This window comes from Corynebacterium sp. TUM25015 (assembly GCF_056393505.1).
Window position 1 is genome coordinate 1,533,080 of the sequence record NZ_CM150783.1, and the last position, 20,170, is coordinate 1,553,249.

Here is a 20,170-nt window from a genome sequence, read left to right on the forward strand (position 1 = left end):
AGGAATGCTAGACAAGATCTTAGAAAGCATCACCCGTGTAGACGGCCAGTGGGAAATGTCAGATACCATCACCACTGACGAGTGGGCCGCGGAGGTGCAGCGGCTGAAGAAGGAGCGGAACGCGCTGATTCTGGCTCACAACTATCAGCTGCCAGAGATTCAGGACATCGCCGACCACACGGGCGATTCCCTCGCACTATCCCGTATCGCCGCGGAAACGGACGCTGACGTGATCGTTTTCTGCGGCGTGCACTTTATGGCCGAGACAGCGAAGATCCTGTCACCGGAAAAGACGGTGCTTATTCCCGACGCCAATGCGGGGTGCTCCCTAGCCGACTCCCTTACAGCGGAGGAACTGCGTGAGTGGAAGGCCGAGCACCCAGAGGCTGTGGTCGTCAGCTACGTAAACACCACAGCTGATGTGAAGGCGTTGACGGATATCTGCTGCACCAGTTCCAATGCAGTAGACGTCGTGGCGAGCTTGCCAGAGGATCAGGAAGTGCTCTTCGGCCCCGATCAGTTCCTCGGCGCTCACGTGCGCCGCAAGACCGGGAGGGACAATATTCACGTGTGGGCAGGCGAGTGCCATGTGCATGCGGGTATTTCTGGGAAGGACTTAAGCCAGCAGGCGCACGATAACCCGGAGGCCGACCTGTTTATCCACCCGGAGTGTGGTTGTGCCAATTCGGCGATTTACCTCGCAGGCGAGGGGGTTGTGGAGCCCGAGCGGGTGAAAATGCTATCCACTGGTGACATGATCTCGCAGGCGAAGTCCACCAGCCAGTCCACGGTTCTGGTTGCCACCGAGGTGGGCATGCTGCACCAATTGCGCCAGGCCGCCCCGGGCGTTGATTTCCGTGCCGTCAACGACCGCGCGTCCTGCACCTATATGAAGATGATCACCCCAGCCGCGCTACTGCGCTGCCTGGCTTTGGGGGAGGACGAAGTAACGGTGGACGAGCAGACCGCCGCCAAGGCCCGTCGCTCCGTGGAGCGGATGATCGCCATTGGTAACCCGGGAAGTGGGGAATAACGATGGAGACCACCCCTGAGCTGCCTTTCCCCGCCCAACTATCCGACCCCTCCCGCATTCGCGCAGCTTATCTCCGCATGGCAAAGGTCGCATTGGAAGAGGACTTTGGCGACGGTGCGGATGTCAGTACCCTAGCCACCGTCCCCGCCGATGCGACGGGCACGAAGGTGATGCGAGCACGCCAGTCTGGAGTGATCAGCGGACTCGAAGCCCTGACGATCGTCGCGGAGGTTGCCGCCGACCGGCACATCGACATCACCCCGCTAGTCGCCGATGGGGATCGGGTCGATGCCGGCGCGGACATTGCGCGAGTGGAGGGGACGATCCAGCACATCCTCATGCTGGAACGCACCCTGTTGAACATTCTGAGCCATGCTTCGGGCATTGCCACCCAAACACGCGCGTGGGTGGATGTCGTCGCAGCCGCCGCCAGCAGCCCGGGCGGATGCTTGGTGCGTGACTCGCGGAAGACCCTGCCCGGAATGCGCATGCTGGAAAAGCGCGCGGTCGTTCACGGCGGCGGCTACCCGCACCGCTACAACCTAGGCGATCAGGTGATGGTAAAGGACAATCACGTGGAGCTCTCCAACGCCGCCGAAGCCTATGCGCGGGTAAGGGACTTTTTGGGTGATGACGCCACCACGTGGGTAGAGGTCGAAGTGGATACCCTGGAGCAACTTTCCGACCTGCTTGGTGCGGATCGCCCTCATCCGCCACAGGTGCTACTGGATAACTTCAGCGTGGAGGATACGAAGAAGGCTGTGGAGTTGCGCGATAATCGAGCCCCGGAGGTGCTTTTGGAATCCTCAGGCGGGTTAACTCTCGATGTAGTGGCTGACTATGCAGCCGCGGGCGTGGACTCCGTGGCGGTGGGTGGACTGACCCACAGTGTGCGTGCCCTCGACATCGGGTTGGACTAACCCTCCCAGCGTTCCAATGCCGCCCGCCTGCGCTTGTCGAGTTCCCAGGCCACCTCTTCGTGGCCAAGCTCCCTGGCAGCCACAAGTGCCATGGTGTAGCCACCGATAGTGCGCTCGTCATCGGCGCTGAACTCGGACCATTCCGCCACCAGGCGGGCATTCGCTAAGGCCTCGTCGAAGAGCCCACAGTTCAAGGCAGCTTCGGCAAGGGCGTAGCGCAGGTTGAGGATCGCGGGGGACAGTGGGCACCCTTCTGCACCTTCCAATGCAGAACTCGCAAGCTCCCAGGCCTCGCCCTCGCATCCTTCGCCCAGCAGTGCCATTGCCGCTAAACCGGCATTGTGCAGGGCAATTACTCCGGCATCCAGCTTGCGCGCCAGGCGCACGCAGGCCTTCCAATGCTCAGCCACAGCAGCCAGCGAATCCGCGTCCTCGCCCTCCGCTGCCCGGAACATCTCGAAATGCGCCAGCATGTCATGAGCCTCGTACAGGGAAACCGTGCGCGCATCCGTGGTCGCGCCGTCTTCTTCCAACCTGTCGATCAGTGCCGTTACCCGCTCTAAAGCCTCCGTCCGCCGGCCGCGGAACCACGCTTCCTGCGCGAACCACAGCTGACGATCCGCCGCCGAAGGGGGCTTCGACCCGAACCTCCGTACAAGTCGAGCGAAGATGCTTGCAAAGTCGAAGCCTTCGGCGTCATCCTCAAAAGAACTAGGAAGATTCGTGGCCACCGCGAAGCCTGTCGTGGCCGCGGAAGTCAGGCGCGCGGCGATGGCAGGGGCAATGTCCCGGTGCGTCAGCGCGGGAGTTTCCGCGAGAGTGGGGGAATCCGGATCCGGGCGGAAGTCATCAAAACCCTGGGCCAATTGCGCCAGCATTTCCTGTGGTGAATGCAGTTCCGTCAGGGTGCCGGGGCGACCTTCCTGTGTTAGAGCCTGGTGAGTAAGCAGCGCCAAGGCCTCCAGAGCCAGCGCGTGGTCGTTGTTGCTGCGCGCCCACGTGCGCAGATCCTGCAAGGCGGCGATGGTCTCATCGGCGAAACCCAGGTGATCCGCCGCGCTGGCGCGCATGCTGTAAAACTCGCCCACCAGCTCTTCCGGCACCTCGTCCGGGGTGGCTAACCAGTACTGCCTGGCGAAGTCGCTGGCCAAGCGCCAGCTCGCCGCTGCAGACGCCCCCGAATGCGCGGCGCGACTGCTGTCCTGGAGCAGTGAAAGGAGTGTCTGGGCCATGGCGTAAACTCTAGCCCAGCATAAGAATGCTCCCAAGAATCACTCGGAAGGATGCGGCGTACACGATGACAAACGCTGAGCTGGACTTTAGCCGGATCGACCTGCGGGGACAGACCCCGACTACAGCTGAGCTGCGCCATCGTCTTCCCCGTGGTGGCACGGACGTGGACTCAGTGATTCCTACCGTCCAGCCGATCGTTACGCAGGTATGCGAGGGCGGGGCTCGCGCGGCTTTGGAGATCGGGCAGCGCTTTGACCGCGTAACCCCGGATTCAGTGCGGGTTCCGGCCGAAGTTATTGACGCCGCCGTGGGGACGTTGGATGACGACGTCATCGCAGCGCTGAAAGAAGCCATTAAACGGGTGCGTGCTTTCCACTCCGCCATCCGCCCAGACGATAAGCAGGTGGAGGTCGCGCCGGGCGGCACCGTGACGGAGCGATTCATTCCCGTACAGCGCGTGGGCTTGTACGCACCGGGCGGCAACGCGGTGTACCCGTCGAGCGTGATTATGAACGTTGTGCCTGCTCAGGAAGCTGGGGTGGAATCTCTCGTAGTGGCCTCCCCGCCGCAGGAGGGCGGCTGGCCGCACCCGACCGTGCTGGCGGCCTGCCAGCTGCTGGGCGTGGATGAGGTCTGGGCAGTTGGTGGCGCGCAAGCCGTGGCTCTGTTGGCTTATGGTTCGACAGCCGCAGGTGGTGAGGAGCTGGAGCCAGTGGATATGGTCACCGGTCCGGGCAATATTTTCGTTACCGCAGCCAAGCGACTGTGCCGTTCGGTGGTGGGCATTGACTCCGAGGCAGGCCCCACCGAGATTGCCGTTTTGGCCGATGACACTGCAAATGCGGTGGAGATTGCCTACGACTTGATAAGCCAGGCGGAACACGACACGATGGCGGCCTCTGTACTCATTACCGACAGTGAAAAGTTGGCCGATGAAGTAGTGGCGGAAATGAATAAGCGCTACCACATCACCCAGAACTCCGCGCGTGTCGCCGAAGCCCTGGAAGGCCAGCAGTCCGGTGTGGTGCTGGTTGACGATATCGCTGCGGGCATCCGCGCTGCCAACGCATATGGGGCGGAGCACTTGGAGATTCACTGCGCGGATTCTCACGCAGTGGCCGCGCAAATCACCAATGCCGGCGCGATCTTCATTGGACGTTTTAGCCCGGTTCCGCTGGGCGATTACGCTGCGGGTTCCAATCACGTACTGCCGACCTCCGGCACGGCACGTCACTCTTCGGGGCTGTCTACCCTGACGTTCCTGAAGTCTGTGCACGTCATCGACTACAACGAGGAAGGGCTGCGCGGCGTGGCGGATACTGTCATCACGCTGTCCAAGTCTGAGGGACTTCCAGCCCACGGCGAGGCCATCAGCGCTCGCACAGGCGGCACTGAGAGGTAGTGAGGAATCATGGCTGAGAACAACAACGCAGCAAACACCAATAAACAGAACATTTCGCTGGCCGACCTGCCGCTGCGCGAGGAGCTGCGCGGTAAGTCCGCCTATGGTGCACCGCAGCTGACTGTGGCGAACCAACTCAACACCAATGAAAATCCCTACCCACCGTCGCCGGAGATTGTCGAAGGCATCGCTCGGCGCGTGGCAGAGCTGGGCACCAAACTGAACCGCTATCCAGACCGGGACGCAGTGGGATTGCGTAAGGCCCTTGCGGCTTATGTGAGCCAACAGACGGGTGTGGGCGTCACTAAAGAACAGGTCTGGGCGGCCAACGGTTCCAACGAGGTACTGCAGCAACTCCTGCAGGCGTTCGGTGGGCCCGGGCGCAGCGCGATGGGGTTCGTGCCGAGCTACTCGATGCACCCGATCCTGGCTGCGGGCACACAGACCGAGTTCGTGACCGTTGAGCGAAAGGCCGAGAATCGCTTCGACATTGATGTTGACGAGGCCCTCACTGCCATCGCCGAACAGCAACCCAATGTGGTCTTTATTACGACGCCGAATAACCCCACTGGCAATAGCACTCCACTCACCGACATTGAGCGCATTGTGCAGGCTGCCCCTGGCATCGTCATCGTGGATGAGGCCTACGCGGAATTCTCCGATGAGCCGAGTGCAGTGGGACTGGTGAAGCAGTATCCGACGAAGTTGGTCGTCTCCCGCACCATGTCCAAGGCCTTCGACTTTGCGGGCGGGCGCCTGGGCTACTTCGTTGCACACCCGGCGTTTATCGAAGCCGTGATGCTGGTGCGCCTGCCGTACCACCTGGCTACATTGTCGCAGGCGGCAGCGGAGGTGGCGCTCGAGCATTCCGACGACACGCTGCAGACGGTGGCGAAGCTGCGTGCAGAACGCGACCGAGTGGTTGCTGGTTTGCGCGAACTGGGCTACGACGTCATCGATTCGCACTCGAACTTCGTATTCTTCGGCAACTTCGACAAGCTGGGGGACGCGCACACGGTGTGGCAGCGTTTCCTGGACCAAGAGGTGCTGATCCGCGACGTTGGCGTGCCCGGCTGGCTGCGCGCAACTGTCGGCCTGCCGGAAGAGAATGATGCTTTTCTTGCCGCCGCAGCGCAGATGATGGACGATTAGACGGACGCTTCAAGAACCTTCAAGAGAACAAGACCAGAGAGGCAGGTGCAAAGCTACTGTGGCAACGAATCCCGCTCCGCGCATCGGGAAGGCCCAGCGAGCCACCAAAGAATCCGATATTAAGGTCGAGTGGAACCTGGACGGAACCGGCAAGACCGATATTGATACCGGCGTGCCGTTTTTCGATCACATGCTGACCGCCCTCGGTGCGCACGGCTGCTTTGATCTCACCGTGCATGCCCGTGGCGACGTGGAGATCGACGCACACCACACCGTGGAAGACACAGCTATTGTGATGGGCCAGGCGCTCGCACAGGCATTGGGAAATAAGGCAGGAATCCGCCGCTTCGGCGATGCTTTCATCCCGATGGACGAGACACTGGCACACGCGGCGGTGGACGTATCGGGACGTCCGTACTACGTGGGCGTGGGGGAGCCAGAGCAGATGCTCAGCGCGGTGATCGGCGGGCACTACGCCACCGTCATTAACCAGCACTTCTTTGAGACCCTGGCGCTGAACTCACGTATTGCGCTGCATGTGCGCTGCCTCTTTGGTCGCGATCCGCACCACATCACGGAGGCGGAGTTCAAGGCAGTGGCCCGTGCACTGCGGACCGCCGTGGAGAATGACCCGCGCGTGGGCGGAGTCCCGTCGACTAAGGGAACGCTGTAGTGGCGCGCCCACAGGCGCTGACCATTGAAGAGCTAGAAAAGATCGATTCCGTGTGGCAGGCTCCCGGCCTGAAAGCCACACTGGTCTCGGTCTTCTGTGCGTTTGGCGGTTGGGCGCTGCTACTGCCGGTCATCCCCCTGGCCGTGATCGATGGGGGCGGGACGGACGGTATCGCCGGTCTATCCACCGGTGTATTTATGGCTGCGACGGTTCTGACGCAGGCTTTCACCCCGCGTCTGCTGCGTGCGGTTGGATATTCGCCCGTCATGCTTGTTGCCGGTTTGCTGTTGGGCTTCCCGGCGCTGGTGTACATCGCCGATATGTCCGCAGTGACGGTGCTGGCCATCGCGGCTGTGCGTGGTGTGGGCTTCGGCGCGGTAACCGTGACGGAAGCCGCGCTGATCGCGGAGCTCGTTCCACCAAGACTGGTGGGACGTTCCTCCGGTGTGTTCGGCGCGACGGTGGGTGTGACCCAGCTAATCAGCTTCCCCCTGGGAATGTGGCTATATGGCAGCTTTGGCCTGGTGAGCGTGTGCTTGGCTGCGGCGGCCTACTCTGCCGTTGGAGCTTTGGCCGCTTTGCAACTGCCGAAGGTTGAGCGCGAAAACTCTCCCGGTGTGGCTGCGGATATTCCGGATAACGCGACCGCGCAGTCGGATTACACCCCGGCTGCGCCGCGTGCAGCGACGTGGAAGCTGGCAACTGTGCCGGGTCTATCCATCGGCGCAGCTGCGGTGGGCTTCGCCGGGTTTAGCACCTTCTTGGCGCCCGCCGCCGGGGAAATCGACGCGAGCGTGGCGGCCACGATTTCTGGCTTGGCGCTGAGCATCGTGGGGTTGATGCAGATCGGCTCGCGCCTTTTCAGCGGCTGGTATGCCGACCGTGTGGGCGAACCGGGCCGTTTGAATGCACTCGGCTTGGTGCTGTGCGTAGTGGGTTTGGGGTCGGCAGCCGTCATGCTGGCTGTGCACCCGAGCGGTGGGCTATTGCTGATGTGGTCGCTGGCATCGGCTGCTTTCTTCGGCGTGGGTTTTGGCATCAACCAGACTGAGGCGCTGCTGATGCTGTTCGACCGCCTGCCCCGGGCCGAGTCCGCTAAGGCCTCCGCGCTGTGGAACATGACTTTCGATGGCGGTACCGGTGTTGGTGCTGTTTTGCTGGGGTTCGTCGCAGGTGCACTGACGTATCAGGGTGCGTTTATTACTGCTGGCGCGGTCGCTCTGGCAGGTTTTGTCATCGCGGTTCTTGACCGAATCGTGGGGCGTCACCGCCTTACCGACCACGGCAATGTTCGCGAAACACTACGCCGTGTCCGAAAGCGAGAATTGCGCCCAGGTAAGTCCGGCTAAACTAGCTAGCTATGACTTCTTCTCTTTCTTCTCGACGCCCACATGTCGCCCTCTTGGACTATGGCAGCGGAAATGTACGCTCCGCCCAGCGAGCGGTGGAAAGGGCTGGCGCCGAGGTTGAGGTAACCCGCGATCCGGAGACCGTCCAGCGAGCCGACGGGCTTTTGGTGCCGGGGGTAGGGGCATTCAGTGCCTGTATGAAACAGCTGCACAGTGTCCACGGCGACCGCATGATTGGGCAGCGCCTGGCAGGCGGGCGCCCGGTGCTGGGAATCTGTGTTGGCATGCAGATCCTTTTCGAACAGGGAGCCGAGTTCGCCGAAGGTGCAGACGAAGGATCTGCGGCTTATACCGAAGGCATGGGTGAGTGGCCCGGCACGGTGGAAAAATTGGATGCGGACGTACTACCGCACATGGGGTGGAACACCGTGGAGGTGGGCGACGGTACGTCCGCGAGCGCACTGGGAGCGCCCGCTACTGAAGGATCGAAGATGTTCGCCGGGATCAAGGATTCCGAACGATTCTATTTTGTGCATTCCTATGGCGTGCAGGAGTGGGAGCTCATGACCGACGGGCGGACAGAACCGCCACTGGTGCATTGGGCACGTCATGGGCGCAGCCGCTTCGTTGCTGCGGTGGAAAACGGTCCGCTGTGGGCCACACAGTTCCACCCGGAGAAGTCAGGTGATGCGGGGCTGCACCTGCTGCGGAATTGGGTGGAAACACTCTAGATCTGAAAGTAGTACTTCTTTGACCGATTCGAGCTTCGCTGACCTCTCTACACGTTAGGATTCTTCCTATGGCTTCTACTGAAAACCCCCGTGCTCTAACCCTGCTACCCGCCGTTGACGTGGCCGACGGCCAAGCCGTCCGACTGGTACAGGGTGCCGCAGGCACAGAGACCAGCTATGGCGCGCCGATCGAGGCAGCTCTGGCCTGGCAGAACGCGGGTGCGGAGTGGATTCACCTGGTGGACCTTGACGCAGCCTTTGGCCGAGGCAGCAACTTTGAGCTGCTCAAGGAGGTCACCGGTCAGCTAGATGTGAACGTCGAGCTTTCCGGAGGCATTCGCGATGATGAATCGCTGGAGCGTGCTTTGTCCACCGGTTGCCGCCGAGTGAACATTGGCACCGCAGCGTTGGAAGATCCGGAGTGGTGCGAATCCGTCATCTCTCGTTATGGCGACAAGGTAGCTATTGGCCTGGATACCCGAGAGGTCGACGGTGAATGGCGCTTGCGTGGCCGCGGCTGGACCTCCGATGGAGGCGAGCTGTGGGAGGTACTGGAGCGCCTGGACTCTCAGGGAGTATCGCGCCTCGTCGTCACCGATGTCAGCCGCGACGGCATGCTGAACGGCCCAAACATCGACCTGCTGCGCGAAGTGGCCGCGGCCACCGATGCTCCAGTTGTCGCCTCTGGCGGAATTTCGAGCCTGGACGACATCCGCGCTCTGGCGGCGGTCGTGGACGAGGGCGTGGACTCCGCCATCGTCGGCAAGGCACTATACGCAGGCAAGTTCACCCTGGAGCAGGCTCTGCAGGCAGCTCGAGAAGGTGGTAACTAATGACAGCCTTCCACGGAGTACACCCTGAGGAGTTGGACACGCGGTCGCTGCTGGCCATCGCTGAGGCCGCCGTGGATGAAGCCGAGACGACGTTCACCGCAGCAGTCGGTGCAGAGCCGGAGGTCATTAAGTCTCCTGGCGACTTCGCTACCGAAGCCGATCTGACCGTCGAACGGCAGTTGCGTACACTGCTGACCCAGTACACTGGTCTGCCCGTGCACGGCGAGGAATTCGGTACCGTACGCCCCGGTGAAGTCCCGGGGGAGAACGTCACCGAGCCCAACCCCAGCGACGCCATGGCCGATGGCCTGGATGGTCCTAGGCGTAAGTCTCTCGAAGCTGGCGACCAGGAGCTGCCGGAGACGTTTTGGGTGGTTGACCCTATCGACGGCACTGCTAACTATGCAGTGGGTAATCCCTTCGCCTGCATCCTGGTCTCCCTGGTACACCAGGGGCAGACCATGATTTCCGTGACCGAAATGCCACTGCTGGGCAAGCGCATCACCGCTCGTCGTGGACACGGACTGCTCGTCGATGGGCACCCGTCGCGAGCTATGCCGCCGTCCGACCCTGGTGTCACCCAGATCAGTTTCGGCTCCATCCTCTCGCAGCGTCGCGGAAACCTGCCGATTTCATACCGGCAGGACATGCTCAACGAAATTGGTAAGTCCTACCCGCGCATGCGCGTGACCGGTTCGGTCGGCATCGACCTAGCTTTCACCGCCGCCGGAGTGTTTGGTGGCACGGTGACGTTCAGCCCCAACCTATGGGACAACGCGGCGGGCATCCTCGCTGTAGAGGAAAACGGTGGTATTGCCACTGACTTTGCAGGAAATCCTTGGCGCCCGGGCGTCTCTGGTCTGGTCGCTGGTGAGCCGGAGGTTCACGCCACCCTCCTGCAGCACATCCAAGCCGTGCCGATCGGTACCGCTGCCCGCAATGCCCAAGAGATCCGCGACCGAGGGGGCATCCGATGAGCGTCACCGTGCGCATCATCCCTTGTCTAGATGTAGACAATGGCCGGGTAGTGAAGGGCGTGAACTTTGAGGGCCTACGCGATGCAGGAGATCCCGTCGAGCTGGCCAAGCGTTATGACTCGCTGGGTGCTGACGAACTGACGTTCCTGGACGTCTCCGCTTCCAAGGACGGCCGCGGCACCATGCTGGATGTGGTGCGTCGCACCGCAGACCAGGTGTTTATTCCACTGACCGTCGGCGGGGGAGTACGCAGCGAGGAAGACGTGGATGCATTGCTGCGCGCAGGTGCAGACAAGGTCTCCGTGAACTCTTCCGCCGTCGCTCGCCCCGAGTTGCTCAGGGAGCTCTCGCAGCGCTTTGGTGCTCAGTGCATCGTCCTATCCGTAGACGCGCGGCGCGTACAGAACCCAGATGAGGCAGACAAATACCCCTCCGGCTTTGAGGTCACCACCCACGGCGGTACCAAATCCGCTGGAATGGATGCTGTCGAATGGGCCCGCACCGGTGAGGAACTGGGAGTGGGGGAGATACTGCTGAACTCCATGGACGGCGACGGCACAAAGGCCGGCTTCGACATCGAGATGCTGCAGGCCGTGCGTTCGGCTGTTTCCATCCCCGTCATCGCCTCCGGTGGCGCCGGCGCCCCGGAACACTTCCCACCCGCAGTGGAGGCCGGGGCCGATGCCGTACTAGCCGCCTCCATCTTTCACTTCCGCGAAGTGGAAATCAGCGAGGTCAAGCAGGCACTCGCCGACGCAGGATACGAGGTGCGGCTGTGAGCAGCACCGACCCGGCAACCTTTGAACTAGACCACGCCATTGCCGAGCGGGTGCGCTTCAACGCTGACGGTCTCGTGCCCGCCATCGTGCAGGATGCCACGAACGGTGATGTGCTGATGATGGCGTGGATGAATGACCACGCCCTGGCGCATACCCTAGCCACCCACAAAGGCACCTATTGGTCCCGATCGCGCCAATCCTATTGGATCAAGGGCGAAACAAGCGGCCACACCCAGCGCGTCGAAGAAGTACGCCTGGACTGCGACGGCGATACGGTGCTGCTGAAAGTCGAGCAGACCGGCGCTGCATGCCATACCGGCGACCGCACTTGTTTCGACGCCGACCGCTTGGCCTAACATGTTTGGCATGGGTGACAACACTTCCAGCCGAGCCACCGGCGACCTGACGAGCCGTGAGACTTTCCGCAGGCTCGCCGCTGACCACCGCGTGGTGCCCGTTGTACGCAAGGTTCTCGCCGATGGAGAAACAGCACTGTCGGCTTATCGCAAGCTCGCCGATGGGCGCCCCGGCACTTTCCTGTTGGAGTCCGCCGCCCACGGGCAGTCGTGGGATCGATACTCCTTTATCGGCACTGGCGCCCGTTGCGCCTTGACCGCTAAGAGCTCCGTGGACGACGGTGCCGCCCGCTGGATCGGCCAGCCGCCTGTAGATATTCCAGAGGGAACCGACCCGCTCGACGCGATCCGTAATACCCTTGCCCACCTGCAGACCGCCCCGATGCCAGGCTTGCCGCCGTTAACGAGTGGTCTGGTGGGGTACATGGGTTATGACATGATCCGCTATATCGAGCGCATTCCCGATACCTGCACCGATGATCTGAATATTCCCGATATGGTGCAGCTCCTCGTCGAGGATATGGCCGTCGTGGATCACTACGAGGGCACCATTTGGCTGATCGCCAGTGTGATCAACTGGGATAACTCTGATGAGCGCGTGGACGAGGCATACGACGAGGCAGTGGAACGGCTCGACGCCATGGTGGAACGGCTGGCCAGGGGAGTAGCAGGGGGCGTCACTACCTATAACGACCCCACGCCCGACTACCGTCGGCAGCGCACCTACGACGATCACCGTCAGCGCATCGGCAAGGTGAAAGAGCATATCAAGGCCGGCGATGCGTTCCAGGTGGTGCTGTCGCAGCGCTTCGAGATGGACACTGACGTCGAGGCGATCGATATTTATCGCATGTTGCGCGTATCAAACCCTTCGCCGTACATGTTCTTGCTCAACGTTCCTACCGAGGATTTTGACGCCACAGCATTCCACATCATCGGTTCCTCCCCGGAATCGCTGGTGCAAGTCCGTGACGGAAATGTCACAACGTTCCCCATCGCCGGATCCAGGCCGCGCGGAGAGACAGTGGAGCAGGACTTCGCCTTTGAACGCGAGCTGGTAAACGACGAAAAGGAAAACTCGGAGCACCTCATGCTGGTGGATCTGGGACGTAACGACCTCGGGAAAGTCAGCGAACCCGGCACCGTGGAGGTGCACGACTTCCGTCACGTGGAGCGCTACTCGGCGGTAATGCACTTGGTCTCCGGGGTGTCCGGCAAGTTGGCTGCGGGAAAGACGGCAGTGGATGCGTTCAATGCGACCTTCCCAGCAGGGACGCTATCGGGTGCGCCGAAGCCCTCGGCGTTGAAGATTATTGATGAGCTGGAGGAAACTCGCCGCGGAGTATACGGCGGAACTGTCGGCTATTTTGATTTCTCCGGAAACACGGACCAATCCATCGCGATCCGCACTGGGCTGTACAAGGATGGCACGGTGTATGTGCAGGCAGGCGGAGGAATCGTCGCGGATTCAGATCCGGAATCCGAGGATTTGGAAACGCGCAATAAAGCCGCCGCAGTGCTGCGGGCCGTTGCCGCCGCAGAGACCATCGAGAGTGCGAGTGCAGAGGTAGGACAGTGAGCAAGGCGAGCAAAGTAGAGGACAGCAAAGTAGAGGACAACGGCATCACGCAGAAGGCCAAGCGTATCCGGCAAATTGCCCTGCTGTGTGTTGTACTGAGCGCCGCGGGGCTGTGGGGAGCGAGCCGACTGAAGTTCGTGACCGTGGCCATCGACGACGACAAGGCCGGCGCCTCCACCAAGGAGCTCGTGGGTTCCGTGTGGGATCCGGCACTAGTGCCTCTTGCGCTGGCGATGCTGGCTTCGCTGATCCTCTCGATTGCGGTGCAGCCTATGATCCGGCGAGTGCTGGGGGTGGTGATTGTTGCCCTGGCGGCGACGGCCAGCTTCCGGGCAGTGCAGCTGCTGACCAATGATGTGGATCTGGCTAGAGCTAAGAGCATCTTGACCAGTGGAGCGGCAACCCAGAAGCAATCGGATCCGGTGCAGATCTCGGACTGGGCACAAGTAATTAGCGGCGAAGTACATTCGCTGGGAATCGTGCTCGTGCTTCTCGCGGCGGCGGTGGGAGTCGTCGGTGGTGGCATCCTCATCCTGCGCCCCGGTCAGGAGTCCAAGGGACACAGTCGATACGAGACCCCGGAGGTACGTCGCGCCGATGCGGAGGAGGACCTCGCGGAGAATCCAGATTCAGCTCGCGTGCTGTGGGATGCTCTCGACGCGGGGGTGGATCCGACCGAAGAATCCGATTTCTCCCGCACCAAGCGCGGGCGATAAGCTCATAAATGTGACACACATGACTGTTCTCGACCAGATCATCGCCGGGGTGCTAGAAGACCAGGCCGAGCGGGAAGCCAAGATCCCATATAAGGAGATCAAGGCCATGTCCCTGGACGCACCACCGGCGCTCGACGCCCATTCCGCGCTGGCCGCCCCGGGGGTCAGCCTCATTGCCGAGGTAAAGCGTGCTAGCCCTTCCAAAGGGCATCTCGCCGAGATCGCCGAGCCCGAAGTACTGGCCAAGGCCTACGAGGACAATGGGGCAACAGCCATCAGCTGTCTCACAGAGGAACGACGCTTTAAGGGCTCCCTGGCGGACTTCGATGCAGTGCGGCGCGCGGTGAATATCCCGCTGCTGCGCAAGGACTTCATGATGAACCCCTATCAAATCCACGAGGCTCGGGCACATGGCGCGGACATTATCCTCCTCATCGTCGCAGCCCTTGAACAGCAACGGTTGGAATCTCTGCTGGATCGCAGCGAATCCCTGGGCATGACTGCCTTGGTGGAAGTACACACCGCCGAAGAGGCAGAGCGCGCCGTTGCAGCTGGAGCGAAGGTCATCGGCGTCAACGCGCGAAATCTGAAGACCCTGGAGGTGGATCCGGAGGTGTTCGGCAAGATCGCCCCGACGCTGCCGGATGACGTCGTGAAGATCGCAGAATCGGGCGTCAAGAATAAACACGACCTCAATGCATATGCAGCAGCGGGTGCAGACGCAGTGCTCGTCGGCGAAGGACTCGTTACCGCTGGTAACCCCGCACAGGCGTGCCGGGATCTTGCAGCGGCAGGAAAACACCCCGCTTGCCCACAAAAAAATTCCTAGACGATAGCATGTAACACTGTGACTACCGAAAAGAACTCCAAGAATGCCGATGCACAGGGCAAGCCCCTGCCGACGGTAGGCGAGATCCTGGGTACCGCCACCCACCACGAGCCTGACGAGCGTGGGCATTGGGGAGAATTCGGTGGCCGATACATCCCCGAAGCCCTCATGGCCGTGATCGACGAGATCACCGATGCCTGGGCGAAGGCACGTTCCGACCAGGGATATCTCGATCAGCTCGACGAGCTACACCGCACCTACACGGGGCGGCCGTCCCCGCTGTACTACGCGGCACGCTTCTCTGAGGAAGTGGGCGCGGAGGTATGGCTGAAGCGCGAGGATCTTAACCACACCGGCTCCCATAAGATCAACAACGTGCTGGGGCAGGTGCTGCTGGCCAAGCGCATGGGTAAGACTCGCGTCATCGCTGAAACCGGTGCAGGCCAGCACGGTGTGGCCACGGCAACGGCCTGTGCGCTACTCGGCATTGATTGCCGTATCTACATGGGGGCTGTGGACGCCGAACGCCAGGCCCTCAACATTGCCCGCATGCGCCTGCTAGGTGCCCAGGTGGAGGTAGTGGAGATTGGCTCCCGCACGCTGAAGGACGCCATCAACGAAGCCATGCGCTTCTGGGTATCCAACGCCGATGACACGTATTACTGCTTCGGCACCGCCGCAGGCCCGCACCCATTCCCGCAGATGGTGCGCGACCTGCAGCGAATCATTGGAGTGGAAGCGCGCCAGCAGCTGCTGGCCGAAACTGGCAAGCTACCCGATGCGGTGATTGCCTGCGTGGGCGGCGGTTCGAATGCCATTGGCCTGTTCCATCCGTTCATCGAAGACGAAGGCGTGGACATCGTCGGTGCCGAAGCCGCCGGAGATGGCATGGAAACTGGCCGCCACGCTGCGCCGATCACCCTGGGGCTACAGGGCGTATTCCAGGGTGCGTACGCCGATCTTATGCAAGACGAAGACGGCCAGATCATCGAATCGCACTCCATCTCCGCGGGTCTGGACTACCCGGGCGTGGGGCCGGAGCACTCGCAGCTGCATGCTGAGGGTCGGGCCCGTTACCTACCTATCACCGACGCCGAGGCTATGGACGGCTTTAAACTGCTAACCCGCCTGGAAGGCATTATCCCGGCCATCGAGTCCGCGCACGCTGTGGCCGCCGCGGTGAAGATCGCTAAGGAAAAGCCGGGTGCGACGCTTATCGTGAACATTTCCGGCCGTGGTGACAAGGACGTCACGACAGCTGCGAAATGGTTCGACATTCTGGATCAGACAAGCGAGAAGGATGGCTAAGGCATGACCTCCCGACTTTCCCAGGTGTTCCTCGACGCCCGCGCCGAGGGGCGGGCTGCGCTGGTGGCCTATTTCCCCGCCGGCTATCCCACGGTGGCTAAAACTAAGGAGCTTGTCACCGAGCTGGCTCGGCACGCCGACCTTATCGAGGTAGGCGTTCCTTTTACCGACCCGATGATGGACGGTCCCACCATCCAGGATGCAGCCAACGAAGCTCTGGCCAATGGTTTCCGAGTGAAGGACACGATGGATGTGGTTCGCACTGTCACCAAGGCCGGTGGCAAGGCCGTCATCATGTCCTATTGGAACCCGATCCTGCAGTACGGCCCCGAGAAATTCGCCGCGGACCTGGCCGCTGCCGGGGGATTGGGCTCCATCATTCCGGATCTTCTACCTGAGGAAGCCGACCGGTGGGCACAGGCCTGCGCCGCGAATGATCTGTCGCCCGTGTACCTCGTAGCACCCTCCACCACGCCCGAGCGCATGGCCCTTACTGTTGACGCCGCCGATGGCTTCATTTACGCCGCATCCCACATGGGAGTGACCGGTGCGCAGAATGAAGTTTCCCACTCTGCAGAGGAACTCGTGGCGCGCGTGCGCGAAGCAACGGAACTGCCGGTGGCAGTGGGGCTGGGTGTGAAGACCGGGGAACATGCCACAAGCATTGCCGCCTACGCCGATGGCGTGATTGTCGGCTCCGCCCTGATCCAAGCCGCAGCTGCCGGCAACCTGGGTGAGCTAGCCGCCGAGCTGGCACAGGGAGTGCGCGCATGACGGCGGTCATTCCGTCGCCGCCCCAAGGGGTATGGGAACTAGGTCCCATACCCATCCGCGCCTATGCGCTATGCATCCTCACCGGAGTGGTGGTGGCCTACTTCTGGACACGCCGCCGCTACGCAAAACTGGGCGGGGATCCAGAAGTTACGGTCGACGCTTTGCTTGTCGCCGTGCCTGCGGGAATTATTGGTGCCCGCCTGTACCACGTCATCACCGATCACCAAAAGTATTTCGGGGAGGGGAAAGACCCGAGCCAGGTGTTTAACATCACCAACGGTGGGTTGGGGATCTGGGGTGGCATCGTCCTCGGTTCCCTGGCAGTGTGGCTGCTCTTTAAAGCCAAGAAGCTGCCTTTGGGAACCTTTGCCGCGGCCGTCGCGCCCACGATTCCACTCGCACAGGCGATTGGCCGGTTTGGAAACTGGTTCAACCAAGAGCTTTACGGCGGGCCCAGTGATGCCCCCTGGGCGCTAGAGATCTACCGGCGCGTCGACGAGAATGGGTATTCCGCGCCCGTCACCGGACACTCGACCGGGGAAGTACTGGCTACCGTACAGCCGACGTTCCTCTACGAGCTGCTATGGAACCTGCTCGTCGTAGTTCTGCTGCTAGTCGCAGAACGCTACTGGCGAGTAAGCGGGGGAAGGCTATTCACCCTTTACGTGATGGGGTACACGTTTGGGCGATTCTTTATCGAAAATATTCGCACCGATGCAGCCACCACCGTCTTCGGCGATATACGTATCAATGTTGTGGTTTCGGCAGTGGTGTTCCTGGCCGCCACGGCGCTCTTTGTGTGGTGGACGCTGAAAGAGCGCAGGGCTAAGGGCGTCACACCCAAGGAGTAGCGAGGACCACGGCGCGGGGCTATTCTCGAACTCGTGAATAGAAGAACCAAGATTGTTTGCACCCTGGGTCCTGCGGTTGCCTCGAAAGAGCAGATCCGCGGGCTCGTAGACGCCGGAATGAATGTTGCGCGCCTGAATTTCTCCCACGGCGAGCACGCTGACCACGAGCAAAACTACAACTGGGTTCGAGAGGCGACCGACGAGTCCGGCAAGGCGGTCGGCGTGCTCGCTGACCTGCAAGGCCCGAAGATTCGTCTGGGGCGCTTCGCAGAGGGCGCTACCGTCTGGGCGACCGGTGAAACCGTGCGCATCACCGTTGATGACGTACAGGGCACCCACGACCGCGTGTCCACCACCTACAAGGGACTCGCCCGCGACGCGCGCCCTGGCGACCGCCTGCTCGTCGACGACGGCAAGATCGCCTTGGTGTGTAAAGAAGTCGACGGCAACGATGTCGTGTGTGAGGTCACTGAAGGCGGCCCGGTTTCCAACAACAAAGGTGTCTCCCTGCCAGGCATGAATATCTCCGTGCCTGCACTAAGTGAAAAGGACACCGAGGATCTGCGCTTCGCCCTGCAGCTGGGCGTGGACTTTATCGCACTGTCATTCGTGCGCAGCCCCTCTGACGTGGAGCTTGTCCGCGACATCATGGACGAGGTGGGCCGTCGCGTACCTGTGATCGCCAAGCTGGAAAAGCCCGAGGCCGTCGATGCACTGGAGCCCGTCATCTTGGCCTTCGACGCCATCATGGTCGCCCGCGGTGACCTTGGCGTGGAGGTACCGCTGGAAGACGTGCCGCTGGTGCAAAAGCGTGCCATCCAGATCGCCCGCGAGAACGCGAAGCCGGTGATTGTGGCAACGCAGATGCTGGATTCCATGATCGAGAACTCCCGCCCGACGCGCGCGGAGGCCTCCGACGTGGCCAACGCCGTGCTCGACGGTGCGGATGCCGTGATGCTCTCCGGCGAGACCTCCGTCGGCAAGCACCCAATCACGACCGTCGAGACGATGGCGCGAATTGTTGCCGCAGCCGAAGTTGATGGGGAAGTGCCGCCACTTACACACCGTCCGCGCACCCGCCGCGGCGTGATCTCCTACGCAGCCAAGGACATCGGCGAGCGCCTCAACGCGAAGGCACTCGTTGCCTTCACCTCGTCCGGCGATACCGCTAAGCGTGTTGCGCGCCTGCGCTCCCACTTGCCTCTGCTGGTGTTCACCCCGTCGCAGGCCGTGCGCTCGCAGCTGGCGCTGACGTGGGGCGTGGAGACGTTCCTGATCGAGGACGTGAAGTCCACTGACGAGATGATGGACACCGTAGACCACCACCTGCTGGCTATGCCGCAGTACAAGTACGACGACATGATGGTCGTCGTCGCCGGCTCCCCACCCGGAATCTCCGGCAACACCAACATGATCCAGGTGCACCTACTGGGTCAGGAGCGGAAGAGGTAGCTCAAGGTTGCGGCCAATGCCGCGTCCGTGGAGGTGCCCAGTGCCTCGATCCGTGGAGCGAAGCTTCCGTGGTGATTGCCAGGCACTGGCTCGCCGGAGTTCCACAGCTCCGGATCAGTCGTGCCGATCGTCCAAAAAAGATACGGCACATTGAAGTGGCGGGGGATTTCCGAGAAATCTTCGGAGGCCGTCCACGGTTCGGCGTCAATAGAATCCTCGCCGAAAACCGCATCGAAAACCGGGCGCACCTGCTCGAATACGCTAGGTGTGTTATCCGTTAGTTCGCCGTGGGCGGAATAGACAAACTCTGGAGGAACCTCGCACCCCGACGCAGCGCACTCGCCGCGCACGACACGCTCGATCGCGGCATAGGTCTTATCGCGCACATCGGTGTCGTAGAAGCGGCAGTTCAGTACCAGCGTTGCCGTATCGGGGATGGTGTTATTCGTATGCCCCGCAGAAAGCGTGCCGACGGTAATGACCGCGAAGTCAGACGGCGCGACCTCGCGGCCGACGATGCCCTGCAAACGCACGACAATCAGCGCAGCGAGGAACGTTGGGTCGATTGCATCCTGCGGGCTCGAACCGTGCGCGGACTTGCCATGCAGCGTGATAGTGATCGTGTCGCAGGCCGCCAGCACCGGGCCGGGTGCGGACATCACGGTGCCGAGGCGGCCCGGCAGAATATGCTGTCCCAGGCACACGTCCGGCGCCGGGATCTTGTCGGCCAAGCCGTCGTTGATCATATTGCTGGCACCGGCGGTGACTTCCTCCGCAGGCTGGAACAGCGCAATAAAGGTGCCGTGCCACGCATCGCGGCGTTCGTCGAGGACCGCGCACAGTCCCATCAGGGCGGTGGCGTGCATGTCATGGCCACACGCATGCATCACTCCATTGTTCTTCGAGGCATAGGGCAAGCCGGTGGTCTCCTGCACCGGGAGCGCATCGAAATCGGCGCGCATTAGCACTGTTGGCTCGTCTGCCCCTGCGCCGCTTGGGTTATGGAACACTGCGGTGACGCCATGTCCGCCGATACCGGTGGTTACTTCGCAATCCATTTGCGCCAACCGGGCGATGATGTGCTTTGCCGTCTGTTCTTCCTGCAGAGACAACTCGGGATTTTCATGCATCCACTGGTAAAAGCTGTCCTGCCAGCTCAGATCCACACCGTGGTCCGAGATGAACTCTGCAATATCTGCGTTGCGCATTTACGGGGAAGTCCT

At 61.7% G+C, this 20,170-nt stretch carries 20 protein-coding genes; 18 read left to right on the forward strand and 2 right to left on the reverse strand.

Features of this window, described 5'->3' with window-relative positions; all coding sequences use genetic code 11:
* Nucleotides 1-4: 4 nt before the first annotated feature.
* Nucleotides 5-1,033: a quinolinate synthase NadA gene (nadA, locus tag AC06DS_RS06950; protein ID WP_477100333.1), complete on the forward strand. Its 1,029-nt coding sequence runs from the start codon at nucleotides 5-7 to the stop codon at nucleotides 1,031-1,033.
* 2 nt (nucleotides 1,034-1,035) lie between these two features.
* Nucleotides 1,036-1,953 (forward strand): carboxylating nicotinate-nucleotide diphosphorylase, encoded by a 918-nt coding sequence (gene nadC, locus AC06DS_RS06955; protein ID WP_477100334.1) that lies wholly within the window; start codon nucleotides 1,036-1,038, stop codon nucleotides 1,951-1,953.
* Here nadC and AC06DS_RS06960 read toward each other — a convergent pair.
* A complete protein-coding gene (locus AC06DS_RS06960) occupies nucleotides 1,950-3,185 on the reverse strand; it encodes a hypothetical protein (RefSeq protein ID WP_477100335.1) in 1,236 nt (411 codons plus the stop codon). The genes nadC and AC06DS_RS06960 overlap by 4 nt on opposite strands.
* A gap of 65 nt (nucleotides 3,186-3,250) precedes the next feature.
* Between AC06DS_RS06960 and hisD the strand changes: the two genes are divergently transcribed.
* The 16 genes from hisD (at nucleotide 3,251) to pyk (ending at nucleotide 18,947) form a co-directional block, all read left to right on the forward strand.
* Nucleotides 3,251-4,588 (forward strand): histidinol dehydrogenase, encoded by a 1,338-nt coding sequence (hisD, locus tag AC06DS_RS06965; RefSeq protein ID WP_477100336.1) that lies wholly within the window; start codon nucleotides 3,251-3,253, stop codon nucleotides 4,586-4,588.
* A gap of 9 nt (nucleotides 4,589-4,597) precedes the next feature.
* Nucleotides 4,598-5,740: a histidinol-phosphate transaminase gene (locus tag AC06DS_RS06970; RefSeq protein WP_477100337.1), complete on the forward strand. Its 1,143-nt coding sequence runs from the start codon at nucleotides 4,598-4,600 to the stop codon at nucleotides 5,738-5,740.
* Between the two features lie 58 nt (nucleotides 5,741-5,798).
* On the forward strand, nucleotides 5,799-6,413 hold the full coding sequence (hisB, locus tag AC06DS_RS06975; RefSeq protein WP_477100338.1) for an imidazoleglycerol-phosphate dehydratase HisB: 615 nt from the start codon (nucleotides 5,799-5,801) through the stop codon (nucleotides 6,411-6,413).
* Nucleotides 6,413-7,762, forward strand: a complete 1,350-nt coding sequence (locus AC06DS_RS06980) for an MFS transporter (RefSeq protein ID WP_448308080.1) — start codon at nucleotides 6,413-6,415, stop codon at nucleotides 7,760-7,762. Before hisB ends, AC06DS_RS06980 begins: the two co-directional genes overlap by 1 nt.
* A gap of 11 nt (nucleotides 7,763-7,773) precedes the next feature.
* A complete protein-coding gene (gene hisH, locus AC06DS_RS06985; protein WP_434816958.1) occupies nucleotides 7,774-8,493 on the forward strand; it encodes an imidazole glycerol phosphate synthase subunit HisH in 720 nt (239 codons plus the stop codon).
* A 68-nt stretch (nucleotides 8,494-8,561) separates the two neighbouring features.
* The gene (priA, locus tag AC06DS_RS06990; RefSeq protein ID WP_448308078.1) at nucleotides 8,562-9,326 is read left to right on the forward strand and encodes a bifunctional 1-(5-phosphoribosyl)-5-((5-phosphoribosylamino)methylideneamino)imidazole-4-carboxamide isomerase/phosphoribosylanthranilate isomerase PriA; all 765 of its coding nucleotides are present in this window, start codon (nucleotides 8,562-8,564) and stop codon (nucleotides 9,324-9,326) included.
* A complete protein-coding gene (locus AC06DS_RS06995) occupies nucleotides 9,326-10,303 on the forward strand; it encodes an inositol monophosphatase family protein (protein ID WP_434816956.1) in 978 nt (325 codons plus the stop codon). Before priA ends, AC06DS_RS06995 begins: the two co-directional genes overlap by 1 nt.
* Nucleotides 10,300-11,082: an imidazole glycerol phosphate synthase subunit HisF gene (gene hisF, locus AC06DS_RS07000; RefSeq protein WP_477100339.1), complete on the forward strand. Its 783-nt coding sequence runs from the start codon at nucleotides 10,300-10,302 to the stop codon at nucleotides 11,080-11,082. Before AC06DS_RS06995 ends, hisF begins: the two co-directional genes overlap by 4 nt.
* Nucleotides 11,079-11,438: a phosphoribosyl-AMP cyclohydrolase gene (hisI, locus tag AC06DS_RS07005; RefSeq protein ID WP_293791284.1), complete on the forward strand. Its 360-nt coding sequence runs from the start codon at nucleotides 11,079-11,081 to the stop codon at nucleotides 11,436-11,438. The genes hisF and hisI overlap by 4 nt, the downstream gene beginning before the upstream one ends.
* Nucleotide 11,439: 1 nt before the next feature.
* Complete coding sequence (locus AC06DS_RS07010; RefSeq protein ID WP_477100340.1) at nucleotides 11,440-13,017, forward strand: anthranilate synthase component I; 1,578 nt, start codon at nucleotides 11,440-11,442, stop codon at nucleotides 13,015-13,017.
* Nucleotides 13,014-13,733: a TIGR02234 family membrane protein gene (locus AC06DS_RS07015; protein WP_476728142.1), complete on the forward strand. Its 720-nt coding sequence runs from the start codon at nucleotides 13,014-13,016 to the stop codon at nucleotides 13,731-13,733. The genes AC06DS_RS07010 and AC06DS_RS07015 overlap by 4 nt, the downstream gene beginning before the upstream one ends.
* A 19-nt stretch (nucleotides 13,734-13,752) precedes the next feature.
* On the forward strand, nucleotides 13,753-14,562 hold the full coding sequence (gene trpC, locus AC06DS_RS07020) for an indole-3-glycerol phosphate synthase TrpC (protein ID WP_448308075.1): 810 nt from the start codon (nucleotides 13,753-13,755) through the stop codon (nucleotides 14,560-14,562).
* A gap of 18 nt (nucleotides 14,563-14,580) precedes the next feature.
* A complete protein-coding gene (trpB, locus tag AC06DS_RS07025; RefSeq protein ID WP_477100341.1) occupies nucleotides 14,581-15,870 on the forward strand; it encodes a tryptophan synthase subunit beta in 1,290 nt (429 codons plus the stop codon).
* Nucleotides 15,871-15,873: 3 nt separating this feature from the next.
* The gene (gene trpA, locus AC06DS_RS07030) at nucleotides 15,874-16,644 is read left to right on the forward strand and encodes a tryptophan synthase subunit alpha (protein WP_477100342.1); all 771 of its coding nucleotides are present in this window, start codon (nucleotides 15,874-15,876) and stop codon (nucleotides 16,642-16,644) included.
* A complete protein-coding gene (gene lgt / locus AC06DS_RS07035; protein WP_477100343.1) occupies nucleotides 16,641-17,495 on the forward strand; it encodes a prolipoprotein diacylglyceryl transferase in 855 nt (284 codons plus the stop codon). Before trpA ends, lgt begins: the two co-directional genes overlap by 4 nt.
* Nucleotides 17,496-17,528: 33 nt before the next feature.
* Nucleotides 17,529-18,947, forward strand: coding sequence for a pyruvate kinase (gene pyk / locus AC06DS_RS07040; RefSeq protein ID WP_293791278.1), 1,419 nt, complete (start codon nucleotides 17,529-17,531; stop codon nucleotides 18,945-18,947).
* Here the strand turns inward: pyk and AC06DS_RS07045 are convergent.
* Nucleotides 18,929-20,155 (reverse strand): amidohydrolase, encoded by a 1,227-nt coding sequence (locus AC06DS_RS07045; RefSeq protein WP_477100344.1) that lies wholly within the window; start codon nucleotides 20,153-20,155, stop codon nucleotides 18,929-18,931. The two genes, pyk and AC06DS_RS07045, sit on opposite strands and share 19 nt — an antisense overlap.
* Nucleotides 20,156-20,170 lie beyond the last annotated feature (15 nt).

Excerpts from the sequence above, each read along its gene's own strand:
- lgt (WP_477100343.1), top strand. The coding sequence starts at position 16,641 with ATGACGGCGGTCATTCCGTCGCCGCCCCAAGGGGTATGGGAACTAGGT.
- AC06DS_RS07045 (WP_477100344.1), bottom strand. The coding sequence starts at position 20,155 with ATGCGCAACGCAGATATTGCAGAGTTCATCTCGGACCACGGTGTGGAT.
- hisH (WP_434816958.1), top strand. The coding sequence starts at position 7,774 with ATGACTTCTTCTCTTTCTTCTCGACGCCCACATGTCGCCCTCTTGGAC.
- priA (WP_448308078.1), top strand. The coding sequence starts at position 8,562 with ATGGCTTCTACTGAAAACCCCCGTGCTCTAACCCTGCTACCCGCCGTT.
- trpC (WP_448308075.1), top strand. The coding sequence starts at position 13,753 with ATGACTGTTCTCGACCAGATCATCGCCGGGGTGCTAGAAGACCAGGCC.
- AC06DS_RS06960 (WP_477100335.1), bottom strand. The coding sequence starts at position 3,185 with ATGGCCCAGACACTCCTTTCACTGCTCCAGGACAGCAGTCGCGCCGCG.
- AC06DS_RS06970 (WP_477100337.1), top strand. The coding sequence starts at position 4,598 with ATGGCTGAGAACAACAACGCAGCAAACACCAATAAACAGAACATTTCG.
- hisD (WP_477100336.1), top strand. The coding sequence starts at position 3,251 with ATGACAAACGCTGAGCTGGACTTTAGCCGGATCGACCTGCGGGGACAG.
- AC06DS_RS06995 (WP_434816956.1), top strand. The coding sequence starts at position 9,326 with ATGACAGCCTTCCACGGAGTACACCCTGAGGAGTTGGACACGCGGTCG.
- AC06DS_RS07010 (WP_477100340.1), top strand. The coding sequence starts at position 11,440 with ATGTTTGGCATGGGTGACAACACTTCCAGCCGAGCCACCGGCGACCTG.
- trpA (WP_477100342.1), top strand. The coding sequence starts at position 15,874 with ATGACCTCCCGACTTTCCCAGGTGTTCCTCGACGCCCGCGCCGAGGGG.
- hisF (WP_477100339.1), top strand. The coding sequence starts at position 10,300 with ATGAGCGTCACCGTGCGCATCATCCCTTGTCTAGATGTAGACAATGGC.
- nadC (WP_477100334.1), top strand. The coding sequence starts at position 1,036 with ATGGAGACCACCCCTGAGCTGCCTTTCCCCGCCCAACTATCCGACCCC.
- nadA (WP_477100333.1), top strand. The coding sequence starts at position 5 with ATGCTAGACAAGATCTTAGAAAGCATCACCCGTGTAGACGGCCAGTGG.